Here is a 15,911-nt window from a genome sequence, read left to right as displayed (position 1 = left end):
GAGGCGCGTTCCCGCGCGGACGGCCAGCAGTGAGCGACGAGGAGAGAGCAGTGGAGTCCAACGCCCGCAGAGCCCCACGGGTGGCCATCGTCGGAGGCGGCATGTCCGGGATGGGACTGGCCGATCGGCTCTCGGAAGAGGGTCTCGACGACTTCGTCATCTACGAGAAGGCCGACCGCTTCGGCGGGACGTGGCGCGAGAACACCTACCCCGGGGTCGCCTGCGACGTGCCGTCGGCCTACTACTCCTACAGCCACGCGCAGAACCCCGACTGGAGTCACGTCTTTGCGGGCGGCGAGGAGATCCAACGGTACTTCGAGACGTTCGCCGCCGAACGCGACCTGCAGCACCGCACCCGGTTCGGGATCGAGGTCCTCGCGGCGACCTGGAGCGGCGATCACTGGGCGCTCGACCTCAGCGACGGGAGCCGCGACGTCGCGGACATCCTGGTCTCGGCCACCGGTGTCGTCCACCAGATCGCGATGCCGGACATCGACGGCCTCCGGACCTTCGAGGGCGCCATGTTCCACTCGGCCCGCTGGGACCACGGCGTCGCCATCGACGGCCAGCGGGTCGGGCTCATCGGCAGCGGGTCGACCGGCGCGCAGATCCTCACCGCCGTCGCCGGCAGAGCCGCCCGGCTGACCGTCTTCCAGCGCACGCCACAGTGGGTCCTGAGCTGGGGCAATCCCGAGATCCCGGGGTGGGTGAGACGAGCCCTGGGCCGATTCGGCCCGCTTCGGAACGCCTACCGCAGGCTGGTGCAGATCTGGTTCGAGCACACCTTCGGCGCGGCGGTCCTCAAGCCCGGACTCCGCCGCGACATCGTTCGCTGGGCCGCCCGGCGGAACCTCGGGCAGGTCCGGGACCCCGAACTGCGGCGCGCACTCACCCCGGACTACGAGCCCATGTGTCGACGGCTCGTCCTCTGCGACGGCTACTACGACGCCATCCAGCGCGACGACGTGGCCCTGGTCACCGATGGGATCGTGCGGGTGGAGCCCCGCGGTGTCCGGACAGCCGACGGTCGACTCCACGAACTCGACGTCCTGGTGCTCGCCACGGGGTTCGACGCCCATGCGTTCACCCGCCCGATCACGGTCACGGGTCTCGACGGACGCACGCTCGACCAGGAGTGGGCCGACGGGGCCCGCGGACACCGCACCGTGGCCCTGGCCGGGTTCCCCAACTTCTTCATGCTCCTCGGCCCCCACAGCCCGTTCGGGAACCAGTCGCAGATCACGGTGGCGGAGACCCAGACGCGCTACATCGTCGAGTGGGCCGCCCGGTTCGCCCGGGGCGAATGGGGTCCCAGCGCCCCCAGCCGTCAGGCGATGGACGCCTTCAACCGCGCCGTCCGTGACGAACTCCGGAGCACCGACAACATCTGGTCCACCGGGTGCCGGTCCTGGTACCTCGGGGACGACGGCGTTCCCGAGGTCTGGCCATGGAGTGCCAAGGCCCACCGGACCATGCTCGCGACCGTCGACCCCAGCGAGTGGGAGCCCGTCCCGGCTCCGTGAGGGCGCCGGCCGGATCCCGGCGACGACCGTCCCGGGTCAACGAGATCAGAAGAAGGAATCAGCAGATGAAGAACACCTCCGGCCAGGACCTGGCAGGCAGGCGCATCGCCATCACCGGCGCGGGGCGCGGGATCGGGCGGGCGACGGCGGCCGAACTCGTCCGACGTGGAGCGACGGTGTGCATAGGCGACATCGACGCCGGATGCGTCCGCGACACCGCCGAAGCCCTCGGCCCCTCGGTCACCTCGTCGGTGCTGGACGTGACGGACTCGGCCTCCTTCGCCGCGTTCCTCGATCAGGCCCGGTCGGACATGGGCGGTCTCGACGTCCTCATCAACAACGCCGGGGTGATGCCGATCGGACCCTTCCTCGAGCAGTCCGAGGAGATCGTGCGCCGCTCGACCGACATCAACCTCATCGGGCCGATCCTCGGCATGAGGCTCGCGCTCCCCGACATGCTGGCCCGGGGCCGCGGCCACATCGTCAACGTCTCCTCCAGCGCGGGCAAGGCCGCGGTTCCGGGCGGCCTCAACTACGGCGCCCAGAAGGCCGGTCTCGTGCACCTGACCGAGGGCGCGCGGATCGAGTTCGCCGGCCGCGGCGTCGACTTCACCTGTGTCATCCCCTTCTTCACCAACACGGACCTGATCTCCGGGACCAAGGGGGCGAGGCTGGTCAGGACCGTCGAGCCCGAGGAGGTGGCCCGCGAGATCGCCACCGCGATCGTGAAGCGGAAAAAGGACGTCTACACCCCGGGCCTGCTGCGGCCGCTCCTCGCGATGCAACCACTTGTCGGTCGTCGGCTCCGGGACGGCATGTACCGGGCGCTCGGCGCGTACGACACCTTCCTCGACGTCGACCGATCCCGTCGATCGGACTATGACCGTCGGATCAACGGGAATTGAGGCGTGATGACAAGTCAGACCATCGGGTCGGCGGCGGCACCGAGCCCCGCCGAGACCGTCGACCGGCTCAAAGCGGCGTTCCGCGCCGGACGGACCCGGCCCGTGGAGTGGCGCGAGACGCAGCTCCGCGGACTCCTCCGGTTCCTGGATGAGAGGGAGGGGGAGATCGCCGAGGCGCTCGCCCGGGATCTGGGGCGGAGCGCCTTCGAGGCGTGGTTCGGCGACATCGCCCCGCCCAGGAACGAGGCCGCGCACGCGCTCAAGCACCTGCGCCGCTGGATGCGCCCCCGGCGCCGACCCGTCCCGCTCGCACAGCAGCCCGCCCGCGCGCGCATCCAGTACGAGCCCCTGGGGGTCGCGCTCGTCGTCGCCCCCTGGAACTACCCCGTCAACCTGGCCCTCGGACCCATGGTGGCGGCGTTCGCGGCAGGCAACGCCGTGGTCCTCAAACCCTCCGAGATCGCGCCCGCCACCTCACGCCTCCTCGCCGAGGTGTTGCCGACGTACCTCGATCCGGAGGCGTTCGGGGTGGTCGAGGGCGACGGTCCCACCACCCAGCACCTCATCTCCCTGGGAGTCGATCACGTCTTCTTCACCGGTGGCACGGAGGTGGGCCGCAAGATCATGGAGGCGGCAGCCAAGACCCTCACCCCCGTCATCCTCGAGCTCGGGGGCAAGAGCCCGGTCATCGTCGCGGAGGACGCGGATCTCGACGTCACGGCGCGCAGGATCGCCTGGGTGAAACTGATGAACTCCGGTCAGACCTGCATCGCCCCGGACTACGTCCTGGTGCACGAGTCGGTGAAGGACGACCTCGTGGCGCGCCTGTCGGCGGTCGTGACGGAGTTCACCTCGGCCGAGGGGCCCAAGCGGATCGTCAACCGTCGGCAGTTCGACCGGCTGGCGGGATACCTCGGCCAGACCCGCGGCTCGATCGTCCTCGGCGGGGAGACCGACGCCGACGAGTTGACCATCGCCCCCACGATCGTCGTGGACCCGGATCCGTCCGAGCCGGTGATGACGGAGGAGATCTTCGGTCCGATCCTCCCGATCGTGTCGTACCGGGACGTCGACGAGGCCATGGAGTTCGTCAACGGTCGCCCCGCGCCGTTGGGCCTCTACGTCTTCACGAGGGACACCGACCTGGCCGACAGGATCGTCGACTCCGTTCCCGCCGGTGGCGCGGTGATCAACCACTGCGCGATCCACTACCTCATGCCGGAGCTGCCCTTCGGCGGCGTCGGGGACAGCGGGATCGGGGCGTACCACGGCGAGGCCGGATTCCAGGCGCTGAGCCACCTCAAGTCCGTCGCCGTGAAGGGGTTCGCGGTGGATCCGCGGATCGTGTACCCGCCCTACGGGCGCGTGGCGCAGGCCGTGATGCGTCGGCTCTTCTGACTCACGCCCCGTCCTCCCGCGGGGCGGCCGAGTAGGGTCGGACGGGCACCAGATCCCACAGCGACCCGAGGAGGTCCGGCATGTCGGAAGAGCAGTGGTACTACGACGTCGCCACAGGTCAGGCGGTCCAGGGCAAGGTCACCAACTGGGAGAACAGGATGGGACCGTACGCCACCCGCGGCGAGGCGGAGGCGGCGCTCGCCAAGGCGAAGGCGCGCAACGAGGCGTGGGACGCCCAGGACTAGATAAGCCCAGGACTAGCCACGCCGAGGAGCAGCCACCCCTGGACCGCCCCACCCCCAGGAGCGGACGGCCGGGGCGGTCTCAGCGGGTGCCCGTGGACCCCTTCTTGCGCGTGGTCTTCTTGCGCCGCCGGGCCGCCCGCCGCGACTCCGACAGTTCGCGGTAGGCCGCGGTGACCGTGGCGGCGTCGTTCTCGAATCCGGCCAGGGTGCGCTCGGAGAAGCCGCGTTCGTGCTCGAACAGCACCCCGAACCCGAACGTCGACTCGCCGGCGGACTCGGCGCGGCGCGCGATGCGCCGGATCCACATCCGCGCGGTCACGCTGTCCTGGACCTCGCCGAGCACCGTGTGCAACCGCTGGCAGGCGGTGCGCAGCGGGGCCACGGTGAGGCCGCCCCCCTCCTGGAGCGAGCTGACGTTGCGCCGCAGCGCCTTGGCGCGCTTGCGGACGACGTGGGTCAGCGCCTCCCGCTGGGACAGGGTCAGCTCCAGGGCCTCGAGATCCCGCTCGGTGCGGGTGCGCGCCTTGGTGAACTTGGCGAACTGCCGATCCACCCCGCGCAGCATCACGTCCTCGGACTCCCGCCGCGCCTTCCGGCCCCCGGCCCGCCCGTGCTCACCCGCGGTGGTCGCGGCGGAAGGGGCCGACCCCGCGACCTCGACGAGCCGGTGAAGGGTGTCGAGCAGGTCGAGGTACCGGTCGGTGCCCAGGGCGGCCGTCACGCGGTGCCCGGCGCGCCGCTCCTCGGCATCGAGTTCGGTGCGCAGTCGCAGCCTCGTCTCGGGGCTCACGATGTCCTCGGGGAACTCCGCGGCCAGGTTCTCCAGACGGACGTCGACCACCTGGATGTCCCTCACCTTGCCCAGCACCGCGGCGAGGACCTTGAGCTCCTCGAGCAGGACGGCCAGGTCGATGTCCGTGTCCGCGGTCTCGGTCTGGAGCTCGGCGGCGTAGGAGCTGATCGTGCTGCGCAGGCCCCGGACGGCCACCCGCATCTGGTGGACCCCGACCATCGTGACGCGCCGGGCGGCCGGGTCGTGGTCGAGCAGTTGGTGCAGGTCCTCGACGAGGGCGTCCCGCACCGGCGAGGCGCCCCGGGGGAACGGGTCGGGGAGGGCGCCGATCGCGCGGGCGAGTTTGGACGACGACGACGAGGCGGTGGCCCCCGCGTCTGTGCAGGCGGAGGCGACGGCCGCGAGATGGCCCACGGCACCGTCCAGCGACGGGTCGACGAGTTCGGCCTCCCACTCCCGCCACCGGGCCGCGGACCCGCCGGGGACGAAGGACTCGGTGGTGACGTGGTCGTCGCAGAACTCCACCACGGCCCGGCCGTCGGAGTCCCGCAGCGTCAGCACGTGCCGTTCGTTGTCGACACGGGCGACGGGTGCGAGCGGTCGTCGGCGGACCAGGCCGGCCACGGCGGCGACGAAGTCCGGCGGTACCTCGTCGCCGAGTGGTGCCTGCAGCTCGACCCGGCCGGCCTCGGACGGCAGCTTGAGGTGCCAGCCGGCGTCGTCCCCGCCCGTCCGCCGACGCAGCGTCACCTTGTGGCGCGTGAGCGAGAGGTCGTCCGTGTCGTAGTACGTCGCGGAGAGGTCGTGCACCGCGGGCTCGTCCGCCGTCAGCGGGGCGAAGGCGCCCGGGGAGGGGACGGGGATGTCGGGGCCGACCTCGAACTTGCTCTCGACCTCGACGGTTTCGCTGATCGTCATGGACTGGTTGTACCAGGCTCGGGTGAACGGGGCGTCGGGTGCGACCCCCACGGGACTTACCTGCGGGTAAGATCACAGTGGTCCGGATCACAGGCGCGTCGTGGGGAGAAGCAGTGGATCAGGGAGAAGCAGCGGATGGGACGACGGTCGTCGACACCCTGATCGTCGGGGCCGGATTCTCCGGCCTGGGGGCCGCGATCAAGCTCACGGAGGAGGGGATGGACGACCTCGTCGTGGTGGAACGGGGTTCCGACGTCGGCGGGACGTGGCGCGACAACACCTACCCGGGCGCCGCCTGCGACGTGCCGTCCCACCTCTACTCCTACTCTTTCGCCCTCAATCCGGACTGGTCCCGGGCCTTCTCGCCGCAGGGCGAGATCTACGACTACATCCGGAAGGTCACCCACGACACCGGGGTGCGCCGGAAGATCCGGTTCGGCGTCGAGGTCACCTCGGTGCGCTTCGACGGCTCCCGTGGTCGGTGGAGCGTCGAGACGACCGCGGGGGAGTACGACGCCCGCGTCGTGGTGCTCGGGGTGGGGGCGTTGTGCGAGCCGCGGCTCCCCGAGATCGACGGCATCGCCGGGTTCGGGGGGCCCGTGTTCCACACCGCCCGCTGGGACCACTCGGTGCCGCTCGCGGGCAGGCGCGTCGCGGTGATCGGGACCGGCGCCTCGGCCATCCAGGTGGTGCCCTCCATCGCGCCGGCCGTGGCGCACCTCGACGTCTACCAGCGCACCGCGCCCTGGGTGCTGCCCCGGGTGGATCGACCGTATCCGAGGTTCGAGCGCACGCTCTACCGCCGGGTTCCCGGTCTGCAGCGGGCGGTCCGGGCGCTGCAGTACGGCAGCCGGGAGTTCCAGGTCGTGGGACTGACCCGCAGCAGAGCGGCGCTCGCGCCGATCCGGGCGATCGGGCGCGCGCATCTGGCGATGCAGGTGCGAGACCCCGCGCTGCGCGCCGAGGTGACCCCGGATTTCGAGATCGGGTGCAAGCGGATCCTGCTGTCCAACGCCTGGTATCGCGCGTTGACCAGACGGAACGTCGACCTGGTGACCGCGCCGATCAGCCGGGTGACCGACACCGGGATCGTCACCGCCGACGGCGTGGAGCATCCGGCGGACGTGCTCGTGGTGGCCACCGGGTTCCACGTCACCGACTCGCCGTTCTTCGAACGGGTCCACGGGGCCGACGGGCGGACGCTGGCCGCCAAGTGGGCGAGCGAGGGGATGGAGGCCTACAAGGGCACCACCGTCGCGGGCTACCCCAACCTCTTCGTGCTGGTGGGCCCCGCGACGGGTCTCGGCCACTCCTCGATGATCTACATGATCGAATCCCAGCTCAACTACCTCGTGGACGCCCTCCGCACCATGCGCGACCGCGGACTGCAGACGGTCGAGGTCCGGGAGGCCGTCCAGGACGCCTACAACCGCGAGCTGCGTGAGGCCACCGGCGAGACCGTGTGGACGACCGGCTGCAAGAGCTGGTACCTCGACGCCAAGGGCAACGCCCCGGCCGTGTGGCCCGATTTCACGTTCTCCTTCCGCCGGGAGACCCGCGATTTCGACCTCAGCGCCTACCGCCGCACCGCGTCGACCGGTCCGGCCGAGGGGCCGCCCGGGGAACCGGCCGTGACGCCGACCGGGCAGGAGGCACTGCGATGAGCGCACTGGTCCGCGGACTCGTCGGCTCCCTGGGTGGGGTGGTGGCCCGCCGTCCCCGCTGGCGGATGGACGGCAAGGTCGTCGTCGTCACGGGGGCGGGCTCCGGCATCGGGCGCGAACTCGCCCGGGAGGCGGCGCGGCGGGGGGCCCGGCTCGCGCTGAGCGACATCGACGCCGACGGCCTGGCCGAGACGGTCCGATTGGCCCGGGCCGACGGGGCGACGGACGTGCGTTCCGACCGGCTCGACGTGGCCGAACAGGCCGCGGTGGCGGAGTACGCGGGCCGGGTCGCCGAGCACTTCGGCGTGGTCAACCTGGTCGTCAACAACGCCGGGATCGCGTTCACCGGATCGGTCGAGCAGTCCTCGTACAAGGACATCGCCCGAATCATGGACGTGGACTACTGGGGGGTCGTGCACGGCACCAAGGAGTTCCTGCCGCACCTCATCGCCTCCGGCGACGGCCACCTGGTCAACGTCTCGAGCATCTTCGCGTTCCTGTCCGTGCCCACCCAGAACGCCTACAACGCGGCCAAGGCCGCGGTGCAGCAGTTCACCGAGTCTCTACGGATGGAGATGCTCGCCGCCGGACACCCGGTGGACGTCACCTGCGTCCACCCCGGGGGGATCAAGACCGCGGTCGCCCGGAGCGCGGGTGCGGCCGAGGGGCTGGACAGTGCGGACTTCGCCGCGATCTTCGACTCGAAGTTCGCGCGCACCGAGGCTTCGACGGCCGCGCGGGTGATCCTGGACGGGGTCGAGAGGCGCCGCGCCCGGGTCCTGGTGGGCCCGGACGCCTACGTGCTCGACGCCCTGGTGCGCCTGTTCCCGGCCGGCTACCAGAAGGGCACGGTCGCGATCTCGCGCCGCTTCGGGGTGGTCTGACCGGAGCGGCGGGAGCAGGGTCAGGGGCGGAACCGGTCCGTCGCCTCGAGCAGGTGATGGGTCGTGCCCGGCTCCGCCATCGCGTGCCCGGCGTCGGGGACGATGTGCAGCTCGGACCCCGGCCACGCCGCGTGCAGCTCCCAGGCGTTGGCCACCGGGCACACCACGTCGTATCGCCCGTGGACGATCACGGCGGGGAGGTGGGCGATCCGGTCCATGCGGGCAAGGATCGGCGCCCGGTCCAGGAACGCGTCGTGGACGAAGTAGTGGTTCTCGATGCGGGCGAAGGCCAGCGCGAACCTGTCGGGATCGCCGTCCGGGACGGCGGGGCGGGGGAGCAGGGCGGACGTCGAGGTCTCCCACGTGGTCCACGCCCGAGCGGCCTCGACCTCCGTCGCGGGGTCACCGCAGTGCAGGAGGCGGTGGTACGCCACCACGTGGTCGTACCCCGGGGCGCCGACGGCCCCGGGGCCGTCGGCGGCCACCAGCGGCGCGAGGTATCCCTCCCAGGCGTCGGGGAACAGGTGGGCTGCGCCGCCCCGGTAGAACCAGTCGATCTCGGAGGGGCGGCACAGGAAGATCCCGCGCAGGACCAGCGCGCGCACGCGGTCGGGGTTCTCCTGGGCGTAGGCCAGGGCCAGCGTCGTGCCCCAGGACCCGCCGAACACCACCCACCGGTCCACCCCCAGGTGCTCCCGCAACCGCTCGAGGTCCGCCACGAGATGCCAGGTGGTGTTGACGGCGAGGTCCGCGCCGTCGGCGACGTGCGGGGTGCTCCGCCCGCAGCCGCGCTGGTCCACCAGGATGATCCGGTACGCGGCGGGGTCGAACATCCGACGGTGGGCGGGGGAGGTCCCCCCGCCGGGACCGCCGTGGACGAACAGGACCGGGTCCCCGGCGGGATTGCCGGAGCACTCCCAGTACAGGCGTTGGCCGTCGCCCACGTCGAGCATCCCCGTCTCGTGGGGCCCGATCTCCGGGTACGGGGCGCGGCGCGCGGTCTGCGTGTCCATCGACGATCCCGGCGTGATCAGAACGAGTGGTCGGGGCCGGGGAACGCCCGGGAGCGGACCTCGTCGCCGTACTCGCGGGCGGCGTCGCGGAGGGTGTCGGCGAGTCGCGCGTAGCGCTTGACGAACTTCGCCGTCCGCCCGGTGCCGTGGCCGGCCATGTCCTGCCACACCAGCACCTGGGCGTCGCAGCCGTTGCCGGCGCCGATGCCGACCGTCGAGATCGCCAGTTCGGCGGTGACCTCGCGGGCCAGCTCGGCGGGCACCATCTCCATGACCACGGAGAACGCCCCGGCCTCCTGGACGGCGCGGGCGTCGGCCCGGAGCGCGTCGGCGGCGTCGCCGCGGCCCTGGACGCGGAAGCCGCCGAGGCCGTTGACGGACTGGGGGGTGAAGCCGATGTGGGCCATGACCGGGATCCCGGCGTCGACGATCGCCCTGATCTGCGGGGCCATGCGGACGCCGCCCTCGAGCTTGACGGCCTGGGCGCCGCCCTCCTTCATCATCCGCGTGGCGGCCGCGACGGCCTGCGTCGGCGAGGCCTCGTAGCTCCCGAAGACCAGGTCGGCCACCACGAGCGCCATGGGCGCTCCCCGGGTGACGGCCCGGACAAGTGGGATCATCTCGTCCTCGGTGACCGGGACGGTGGTGTCGTAGCCGTAGACGACGTTGGCCGCCGAGTCGCCCACCAGCAGGACGGGGATCCCCGCCTCCTGGAACAGCCGGGCGGAGACGAAGTCGTAGGCGGTGAGCATGGGCCACGGCTCGCCCGCGGCCTTGAGCTCGGCCAGGTGGTGGATGCGGGTGACCCGCGTCAGGCCCTGTCGATCCTCGGCCGGTGCGCCACCGGATCCGTAGACCGGCGTGTCGGTGGTGTCACTCATGGCGGTGTGGCCTTCCTACGGTGACCTCGAGGCCGACGGGGGTGTCGGTCCCCGGGTGGACAGGGGGCGATGGCGGGAGATCCCGTCGCCGACGAGTCTGCCACGGCGGGGTCGAGGGGGGCCGGCGAGTGTGGCGCGTACCGGATGTCACACGGACGTAACACGGCAGGCACTAGGTTGGACGGCATGAACCGCCAGCAGGAGTACGTTCTCAGGACCCTAGAGGAACGCGACATCCGGTTCGTCCGGCTGTGGTTCACCGACGTGCTCGGGACCCTGAAATCCGTGGCCGTGGCCCCGGCCGAGCTCGAGGGGGCGTTCGGCGAGGGGATCGGCTTCGACGGCTCGGCCATCGAGGGCTTCTCCCGCGTCTCGGAGGCGGACACGGTCGCCAAGCCGGATCCGTCGACCTTCCAGGTGCTGCCGTGGGCACACGCCGACTGCGGCCAACACTCGGCCCGCATCTTCTGCGACATCTTCAACCCGGACGGCAGCCCCAGCTGGGCGGACCCGCGGCACGTGCTGCGCCGCCAGCTCAACAAGGCCGCGGACCTCGGCTTCTCCTGCTACGTCCACCCGGAGATCGAGTTCTTCCTCTTCAAGGACCTCGACACCGACGGGGCGGAGCCGGTGCCCACCGACAACGGCGGCTACTTCGACCAGGCCGTCCATGACACCGCGCCGCATTTCCGTCGCCACGCCATCGAGGCGCTGGAGGCGATGGGCATCTCGGTGGAGTTCTCCCATCACGAGGGCGCCCCGGGGCAGCAGGAGATCGACCTGCGCTACGCGGACGCCCTGAGCATGGCGGACAACATCATGACCTTCCGCTACGTGGTCAAGGAGGTGGCCATGAACAACGGGGTGTGGGCGTCGTTCATGCCCAAGCCCCTGCGCGACCATCCGGGCTCGGCCATGCACACGCACATGAGCCTGTTCGAGGGTGACACCAACGCGTTCCACGACCCGGACGACGAGTACCAGATGTCGGCCACCGCCAAGTCCTTCGTCGCGGGCATCCTGCGGCACGCGCCCGAGTTCTCGGCGGTCACCAACCAGTGGGTCAACTCGTACAAGCGCCTCATCGGCGGCGGCGAGGCCCCGACCGCGGCCACCTGGGGTCGGGCGAACCGCTCGGCGCTCGTGCGGGTCCCGATGTACACCCCGAACAAGGCCTCCTCCCGCCGGATCGAGGTCCGGAGCCCGGACTCGGCCTGCAACCCGTATCTCGCCTATGCGGTGATGTTCGCCGCGGGCATCAAGGGCGTCCAGGAGGGGTACGAGCTCCCTCCCGAGTCCGAGGACGACGTGTGGACCATGAGCCGCCAGGAGCGGCGCGCGATGGGCTACACCGACCTCCCCGGGAGCCTGGAGCAGGCGCTCGACGCCATGGAGGAGTCCGAGCTCGTCGCCGACGCGCTCGGCGAGCACGTCTTCGAGTTCTTCCTGCGCAACAAGCGGCGCGAGTGGCGGGAGTACCGCAACGACGTCACCCCGTACGAGCTCCGGAACTACCTCAGCCTGTGACCGGACGCACGCGATGAGCAGGGATTCCTCCCGTCCCCGCATGCCGAGCCCGGGGCGGCTCGGCCTGCTCGACACCCGGGCGGGGGACTGGCTCGACTACCTGGGCTGGACCGGCGAGGACGCGATCCCGCTGCTCTGGGCCCTGTCGCGCGCCCCCGATCCGGACCTGGCGCTGGGCGCGCTGGTCCGGCTCCGGGAATCCCTCGCGGCGGAATCCCACGGCAAGAGCTCGTCTGCGCGCGCCGGAATCGACACCGGCGTGGCGGCCCTCGATTCGGCGCTGCGCTCCGATCTGCCGCTCCGCGGACGACTCCTGGGCCTGCTCGGGTCGTCCAGCGCCCTCGGCGACCACCTGGTGGCCGAGCCCACCCGCTGGGCCTCGCTCCGCTCGGAGCTGCCCGCCCGCGAGGACGTCCTGGCCGACATGCTCGGGGCCGTCGGGGCGGTCCCGGAGGCGCCCGTCGAGGGCGCGCCCCCGCCGTCCCAGGCGGAGGACCTGCGCAGCGCGGGAACCTATCGGGCCGCCGTCACCGGCGGCGCCGCGGTCAACGTCCTGCGGTCGACCTACCGCGACCACGTGGCGCTGCTGGCCGCGCACGACGTGGCGTCGACGGTCGAGGACCAACCGGTGCTGCCGTTCGCCGAGGTCGGGCGGCGCCTGGCCGATCTCGCCGACGCGGCGCTGACGGCCGCCCTCGCGGTGGCCGTGACGACCGTGTACCCGGACTCCCCGCTGCCCGCCAGGCTCGCCGTGGTGGCCATGGGCAAGGGTGGGGCCCGCGAGCTCAACTACATCTCCGACGTGGACGTCATCTTTGTCTCCGAGCCCGCGGACGCCAAGACCGGCCGCGTGGCGGGGGAGATGATGCGCATCGGGTCGATGGCCTTCTTCGAGGTGGACGCCGCGCTCCGCCCGGAGGGCAAGTCCGGCGAGCTGGTCCGGACCCTCGAGTCCCACGAGGCCTACTACAAGAGGTGGGCCAAGACCTGGGAGTTCCAGGCGCTGCTCAAGGCCCGGCCGATGACCGGCGACCTCGCACTGGCCGCCGACTACCACGACGCCGTCCACCCCCTGGTCTGGACCGCCGCCGAGCGGGAGGACTTCGTCCACGACGTCCAGGCCATGCGCCGCCGCGTCGAGGAGAACGTCCCCGAGGTGCTGCGCGAGCGGGAGCTCAAGCTCGGCCGCGGCGGCCTGCGGGACGTGGAGTTCGCCGTCCAGCTGCTCCAGATGGTCCACGGTCGCACCGACGAGGAGTTGCGGGTGACCAGCACGGTGGAGGCGCTCGGGGCGCTGCGCGCGGGCGGGTACATCGCGCGCGAGGACGGCGCCAACCTGGTCGCCGCCTACGAGTTCCTCCGACTGCTCGAGCACCGGCTCCAGCTCCAGCGCCTGCAACGCACGCACCTGCTTCCCGAGGAGCCCGACGAGGAGGGCTACCGCTGGCTCGCCCGGGCCGCCCACGTCCGGCCGGCCGGGCGACTCGACGCGGCCGAGGTGCTGCGCGACGAGCTCCGCCAGATCCGGAGCCGGGTCCGCCGACTCCACTCCAAGCTCTTCTACCGTCCGCTGCTGGACTCGATCGCCTCGTACGACGCGGAGGCGCTGTCCCTGAGCACCGAGGCGATGGAGCGGCAGCTCGCGGCCCTGGGGTTCGGGTCGCCCCGCAACGCGCTCGGTCACCTCCGGGCGCTCGCCGGGCAGAGCAACCGGCGCGGCCGGATCCAGGCGCTCCTTCTGCCCACGTTCATGGAGTGGCTCGCGGACACCCCGGACCCGGACGCGGGCCTGTTGGCGTATCGCAAGCTGTGCGACGAGCACCAGGACGTCACGTGGTTCCTGCGCATCCTCAGGGACGACAGCATCGTGGCCCGCCGCCTGGTGACGGTCCTGGGCACCTCGCCGTTCGTGTCCGAGCTGTTGCTGCGCAACCCCGAGGTGATCCCCGACCTGACCGACGGGACGGAGGGGCCGGTGCTCGTGGACACCGGGGTGTCGGACATCGCCTCGGCCCTGGCGGCCTCGGCCGCGCGTCACCGCACCCCGGAGAAGGTCATCGCCGCGGCGCGGTCCCTGCGGCGGGCCGAACTCGCCCGGATAGGCGCCGCGGACGTCCTCCGGCTGGTCTCAGTTCCGGAGGTGGGCCAGCGACTGTCGGCCGTGTGGCGTGCGGTGCTCGAGGCGTCGCTGGCCGCGGTGATGAGGGACATGGCCCCCGAGGGCGAGCCCCCTCCGGCCCGGCTCGCGTACATCGGGATGGGCAGGCTCGGCGGGGACGAGTTGTCGTACGGCTCCGACGCGGACGTCATGATCGTGTGCGACCCGGTCGACGGCGTCGCCGAGGACGTGGCCGTCCGGTGGGCGGTGCAGGTGGCCGAGCGCGTGGGCGGGCTGCTGTCCTCGCCGTCGTCGGATCCTCCCCTCGACCTCGACGCGGACCTGCGGCCGGAAGGCCGCAACGGTCCGCTCGTCCGCACCCTCGCGTCCTACCGCGCCTACTACGCGAAGTGGGCCGAGACGTGGGAACTGCAGGCGCTGCTGCGCGCGGCGTTCGCCGCCGGCGACAGCGAGCTGGGACTGGACTTCCTGCACATGATCGACGAGTTCCGGTACCCCGCGGACGGCGTCCCGCCCAAGGTCGTGCAGGAGATCAGGCGGATGAAGGCGCGGATCGACTCGGAACGACTCCCGCGCGGTGCCGACCCGGCCACCCACACCAAGCTCGGGCGCGGCGGCCTGGCGGACGTGGAGTGGTGCGCCCAGTTGCTCACCATGCAGCACGCGGCGCGGGTCCCGGGCCTGCACACCACCTCCACGCTCGAGGCGCTCGACGCCGCGGCCTCCGCCGAGCTCCTGTCCGAGGGCGAGCGGGACGCCCTGGTGCAGTCGTGGCTCATGGCCGGCCACGCCCGCAACGCGCTGGTCCTGGCGCGCGGCAAGGCGGTCGACCAGCTCCCCGGTCAGGGCAAGATCCTGTCCGCGGTGGCGAGCATCTGCACCGGGTCGTCCGACGGGGCGGAGTTCCTCAACGAGTACCTCCGGGTGACCCGCCACGGCCGCAAGGCCGTCGACCACGTGTTCTGGGGCGAGATCTAGCCCGCCACCCCGGTGGGGGTCAGGGTGTCCACCGATGCGCGGCGGGTCCGGCCGCGGATACCCTGGGGGCATGGCTGTGACGATGAACCTGACCCTCACCCTCGACGGCGTGACCTACGGCGAGCTGTACGAGTTCGTCGACGCGGTCCGCGCGGCCGGCGTCCCCGCCGACGAGCGCGTGCGGTGCCTGGGTTCGGACGACAAGGGCGACCGCTTCGAGGTGGAGCTCGGGCCCGACCGGCGTCGCCCCGGCGCGGCACGGGCGGCCTCGGGGGCGTTGTCGGGGCAGGCGCCCGCGCCGGCCGCCGGGCCGGGGGTGTCGCCGTCGATCGCCTCCGTCGCCGAGACCGTCCGGTCGATGGTCCGCAACGGCGATGATCTGGACCGCGTGCTCACCGCGCTGGGGGATCTGCGCAAGTTCCTGCGGTGAGGCGCCGCCGCCCGGTCGCCCGGGCGCTGGCCGTCCTGTCCTGCCTGATCGCCGCGACGGGGGTGGCCCTCCACCACTCGGACTCGGATCTCCCCGCCGTGCTGGTCCTGGCGTCGTTCGCGCTCGCGGCGTGGGCGTTCTCCCTCCTCGCGCTGGTCGCGGCGCTGCGCGCCCGCTCCGTCGCGCTGACGATCCTCGCCGTGGTGCTCGCCGGCGCGGGCGCGGTCCAGTACGGCCCGCTGGTCTCCCCGTCCGGTGGGGACGACGACGAGGGGGTCGACCTCCGGGTCCTGGTGCAGAACCTGGAGTTCGGGCGGGCGGTCCCGACCGACGTGGTGAGGGCCGTCCGCGAGGGCGGGGTCGACCTCCTGGTGACGGTCGAGGCCACCCCGGAGGCGGTCGACGGGCTACGCGCGGCGGGGCTCACCGCGAACCTCCCGCACGAGGCCCTGGATCCCGCCCCGCAGACCGCCGGCGTGGCCGTCTGGTCGAGGTACCCGCTCTCGCCGCCCGAGCGGGTCCCGGGATTCGGTCTCGGGGTCGTGCGCACCGACATGGCGGGGTCCGCCGGACCGGGGACGGGGGGGGCCGCGCACCCGCGCGCCCCCGTCGGCGACGGGCCCGCCCCGGGCG

13 protein-coding genes are annotated in these 15,911 nt (G+C 72.1%); 10 read left to right on the top strand and 3 right to left on the bottom strand.

What is annotated here, in order from left to right; all coding sequences use genetic code 11:
* Window positions 1-29: 29 nt before the first annotated feature.
* The 4 genes from Q0444_RS14115 (at window position 30) to Q0444_RS14100 (ending at window position 4,071) form a co-directional block, all read left to right on the top strand.
* On the top strand, window positions 30-1,523 hold the full coding sequence (locus Q0444_RS14115) for an NAD(P)/FAD-dependent oxidoreductase (RefSeq protein ID WP_299023552.1): 1,494 nt from the start codon (window positions 30-32) through the stop codon (window positions 1,521-1,523).
* Window positions 1,524-1,588: 65 nt separating this feature from the next.
* On the top strand, window positions 1,589-2,428 hold the full coding sequence (locus tag Q0444_RS14110; RefSeq protein ID WP_299023550.1) for an SDR family oxidoreductase: 840 nt from the start codon (window positions 1,589-1,591) through the stop codon (window positions 2,426-2,428).
* Window positions 2,429-2,434: 6 nt separating this feature from the next.
* Window positions 2,435-3,826 carry an aldehyde dehydrogenase family protein gene (locus Q0444_RS14105; RefSeq protein WP_291085782.1) on the top strand — a complete coding sequence of 464 codons (1,392 nt, stop codon included), beginning with the start codon at window positions 2,435-2,437 and terminating at the stop codon, window positions 3,824-3,826.
* Between the two features lie 80 nt (window positions 3,827-3,906).
* On the top strand, window positions 3,907-4,071 hold the full coding sequence (locus Q0444_RS14100) for an SPOR domain-containing protein (RefSeq protein WP_291085785.1): 165 nt from the start codon (window positions 3,907-3,909) through the stop codon (window positions 4,069-4,071).
* Window positions 4,072-4,150: 79 nt separating this feature from the next.
* Here Q0444_RS14100 and Q0444_RS14095 read toward each other — a convergent pair whose 3' ends face one another.
* Window positions 4,151-5,782, bottom strand: coding sequence for a CYTH and CHAD domain-containing protein (locus tag Q0444_RS14095; protein ID WP_291085788.1), 1,632 nt, complete (start codon window positions 5,780-5,782; stop codon window positions 4,151-4,153).
* 113 nt (window positions 5,783-5,895) lie between these two features.
* Between Q0444_RS14095 and Q0444_RS14090 the strand changes: the two genes are divergently transcribed.
* Entirely contained in the window at window positions 5,896-7,446 is a 1,551-nt protein-coding gene (locus tag Q0444_RS14090) for an NAD(P)/FAD-dependent oxidoreductase (RefSeq protein WP_291085791.1), read from the top strand.
* 65 nt (window positions 7,447-7,511) lie between these two features.
* A complete protein-coding gene (locus Q0444_RS14085) occupies window positions 7,512-8,330 on the top strand; it encodes an SDR family oxidoreductase (protein ID WP_291085813.1) in 819 nt (272 codons plus the stop codon).
* Window positions 8,331-8,350: 20 nt separating this feature from the next.
* On the opposite strand, the gene pip is transcribed toward Q0444_RS14085, so the two are convergent.
* A complete protein-coding gene (gene pip / locus Q0444_RS14080; protein WP_299023546.1) occupies window positions 8,351-9,343 on the bottom strand; it encodes a prolyl aminopeptidase in 993 nt (330 codons plus the stop codon).
* Window positions 9,344-9,360: 17 nt separating this feature from the next.
* On the bottom strand, window positions 9,361-10,224 hold the full coding sequence (gene panB / locus Q0444_RS14075) for a 3-methyl-2-oxobutanoate hydroxymethyltransferase (RefSeq protein WP_291085797.1): 864 nt from the start codon (window positions 10,222-10,224) through the stop codon (window positions 9,361-9,363).
* A gap of 186 nt (window positions 10,225-10,410) precedes the next feature.
* Here panB and glnA point away from each other — a divergent pair, with 186 nt between their 5' ends.
* The 4 genes from glnA to Q0444_RS14055 form a co-directional block, all read left to right on the top strand.
* Window positions 10,411-11,751, top strand: coding sequence for a type I glutamate--ammonia ligase (gene glnA, locus Q0444_RS14070; protein ID WP_299023543.1), 1,341 nt, complete (start codon window positions 10,411-10,413; stop codon window positions 11,749-11,751).
* Between the two features lie 13 nt (window positions 11,752-11,764).
* The gene (locus tag Q0444_RS14065) at window positions 11,765-14,848 is read left to right on the top strand and encodes a bifunctional [glutamine synthetase] adenylyltransferase/[glutamine synthetase]-adenylyl-L-tyrosine phosphorylase (RefSeq protein WP_291085803.1); all 3,084 of its coding nucleotides are present in this window, start codon (window positions 11,765-11,767) and stop codon (window positions 14,846-14,848) included.
* A gap of 70 nt (window positions 14,849-14,918) precedes the next feature.
* On the top strand, window positions 14,919-15,278 hold the full coding sequence (locus Q0444_RS14060) for a hypothetical protein (protein ID WP_291085806.1): 360 nt from the start codon (window positions 14,919-14,921) through the stop codon (window positions 15,276-15,278).
* A partial coding sequence (locus Q0444_RS14055; protein ID WP_299023539.1) for an endonuclease/exonuclease/phosphatase family protein occupies window positions 15,275-15,911 on the top strand: 637 nt, incomplete at its 3' end. The genes Q0444_RS14060 and Q0444_RS14055, both read left to right, overlap by 4 nt.

The organism is uncultured Dietzia sp. (assembly GCF_937873725.1).
Lineage (GTDB): Bacteria > Actinomycetota > Actinomycetes > Mycobacteriales > Mycobacteriaceae > Dietzia.
This window is presented reverse-complemented; position numbering and strand designations above follow the sequence as displayed.

What these genes read in the sequence shown, in the direction of transcription:
- glnA (WP_299023543.1), top strand. Translation starts at nt 10,411, where the DNA reads ATGAACCGCCAGCAGGAGTACGTTCTCAGGACCCTAGAGGAACGCGAC.
- panB (WP_291085797.1), bottom strand. Translation starts at nt 10,224, where the DNA reads ATGAGTGACACCACCGACACGCCGGTCTACGGATCCGGTGGCGCACCG.
- Q0444_RS14095 (WP_291085788.1), bottom strand. Translation starts at nt 5,782, where the DNA reads ATGACGATCAGCGAAACCGTCGAGGTCGAGAGCAAGTTCGAGGTCGGC.
- Q0444_RS14110 (WP_299023550.1), top strand. Translation starts at nt 1,589, where the DNA reads ATGAAGAACACCTCCGGCCAGGACCTGGCAGGCAGGCGCATCGCCATC.
- Q0444_RS14060 (WP_291085806.1), top strand. Translation starts at nt 14,919, where the DNA reads ATGGCTGTGACGATGAACCTGACCCTCACCCTCGACGGCGTGACCTAC.
- Q0444_RS14065 (WP_291085803.1), top strand. Translation starts at nt 11,765, where the DNA reads ATGAGCAGGGATTCCTCCCGTCCCCGCATGCCGAGCCCGGGGCGGCTC.
- Q0444_RS14105 (WP_291085782.1), top strand. Translation starts at nt 2,435, where the DNA reads ATGACAAGTCAGACCATCGGGTCGGCGGCGGCACCGAGCCCCGCCGAG.
- pip (WP_299023546.1), bottom strand. Translation starts at nt 9,343, where the DNA reads ATGGACACGCAGACCGCGCGCCGCGCCCCGTACCCGGAGATCGGGCCC.
- Q0444_RS14100 (WP_291085785.1), top strand. Translation starts at nt 3,907, where the DNA reads ATGTCGGAAGAGCAGTGGTACTACGACGTCGCCACAGGTCAGGCGGTC.
- Q0444_RS14085 (WP_291085813.1), top strand. Translation starts at nt 7,512, where the DNA reads ATGGACGGCAAGGTCGTCGTCGTCACGGGGGCGGGCTCCGGCATCGGG.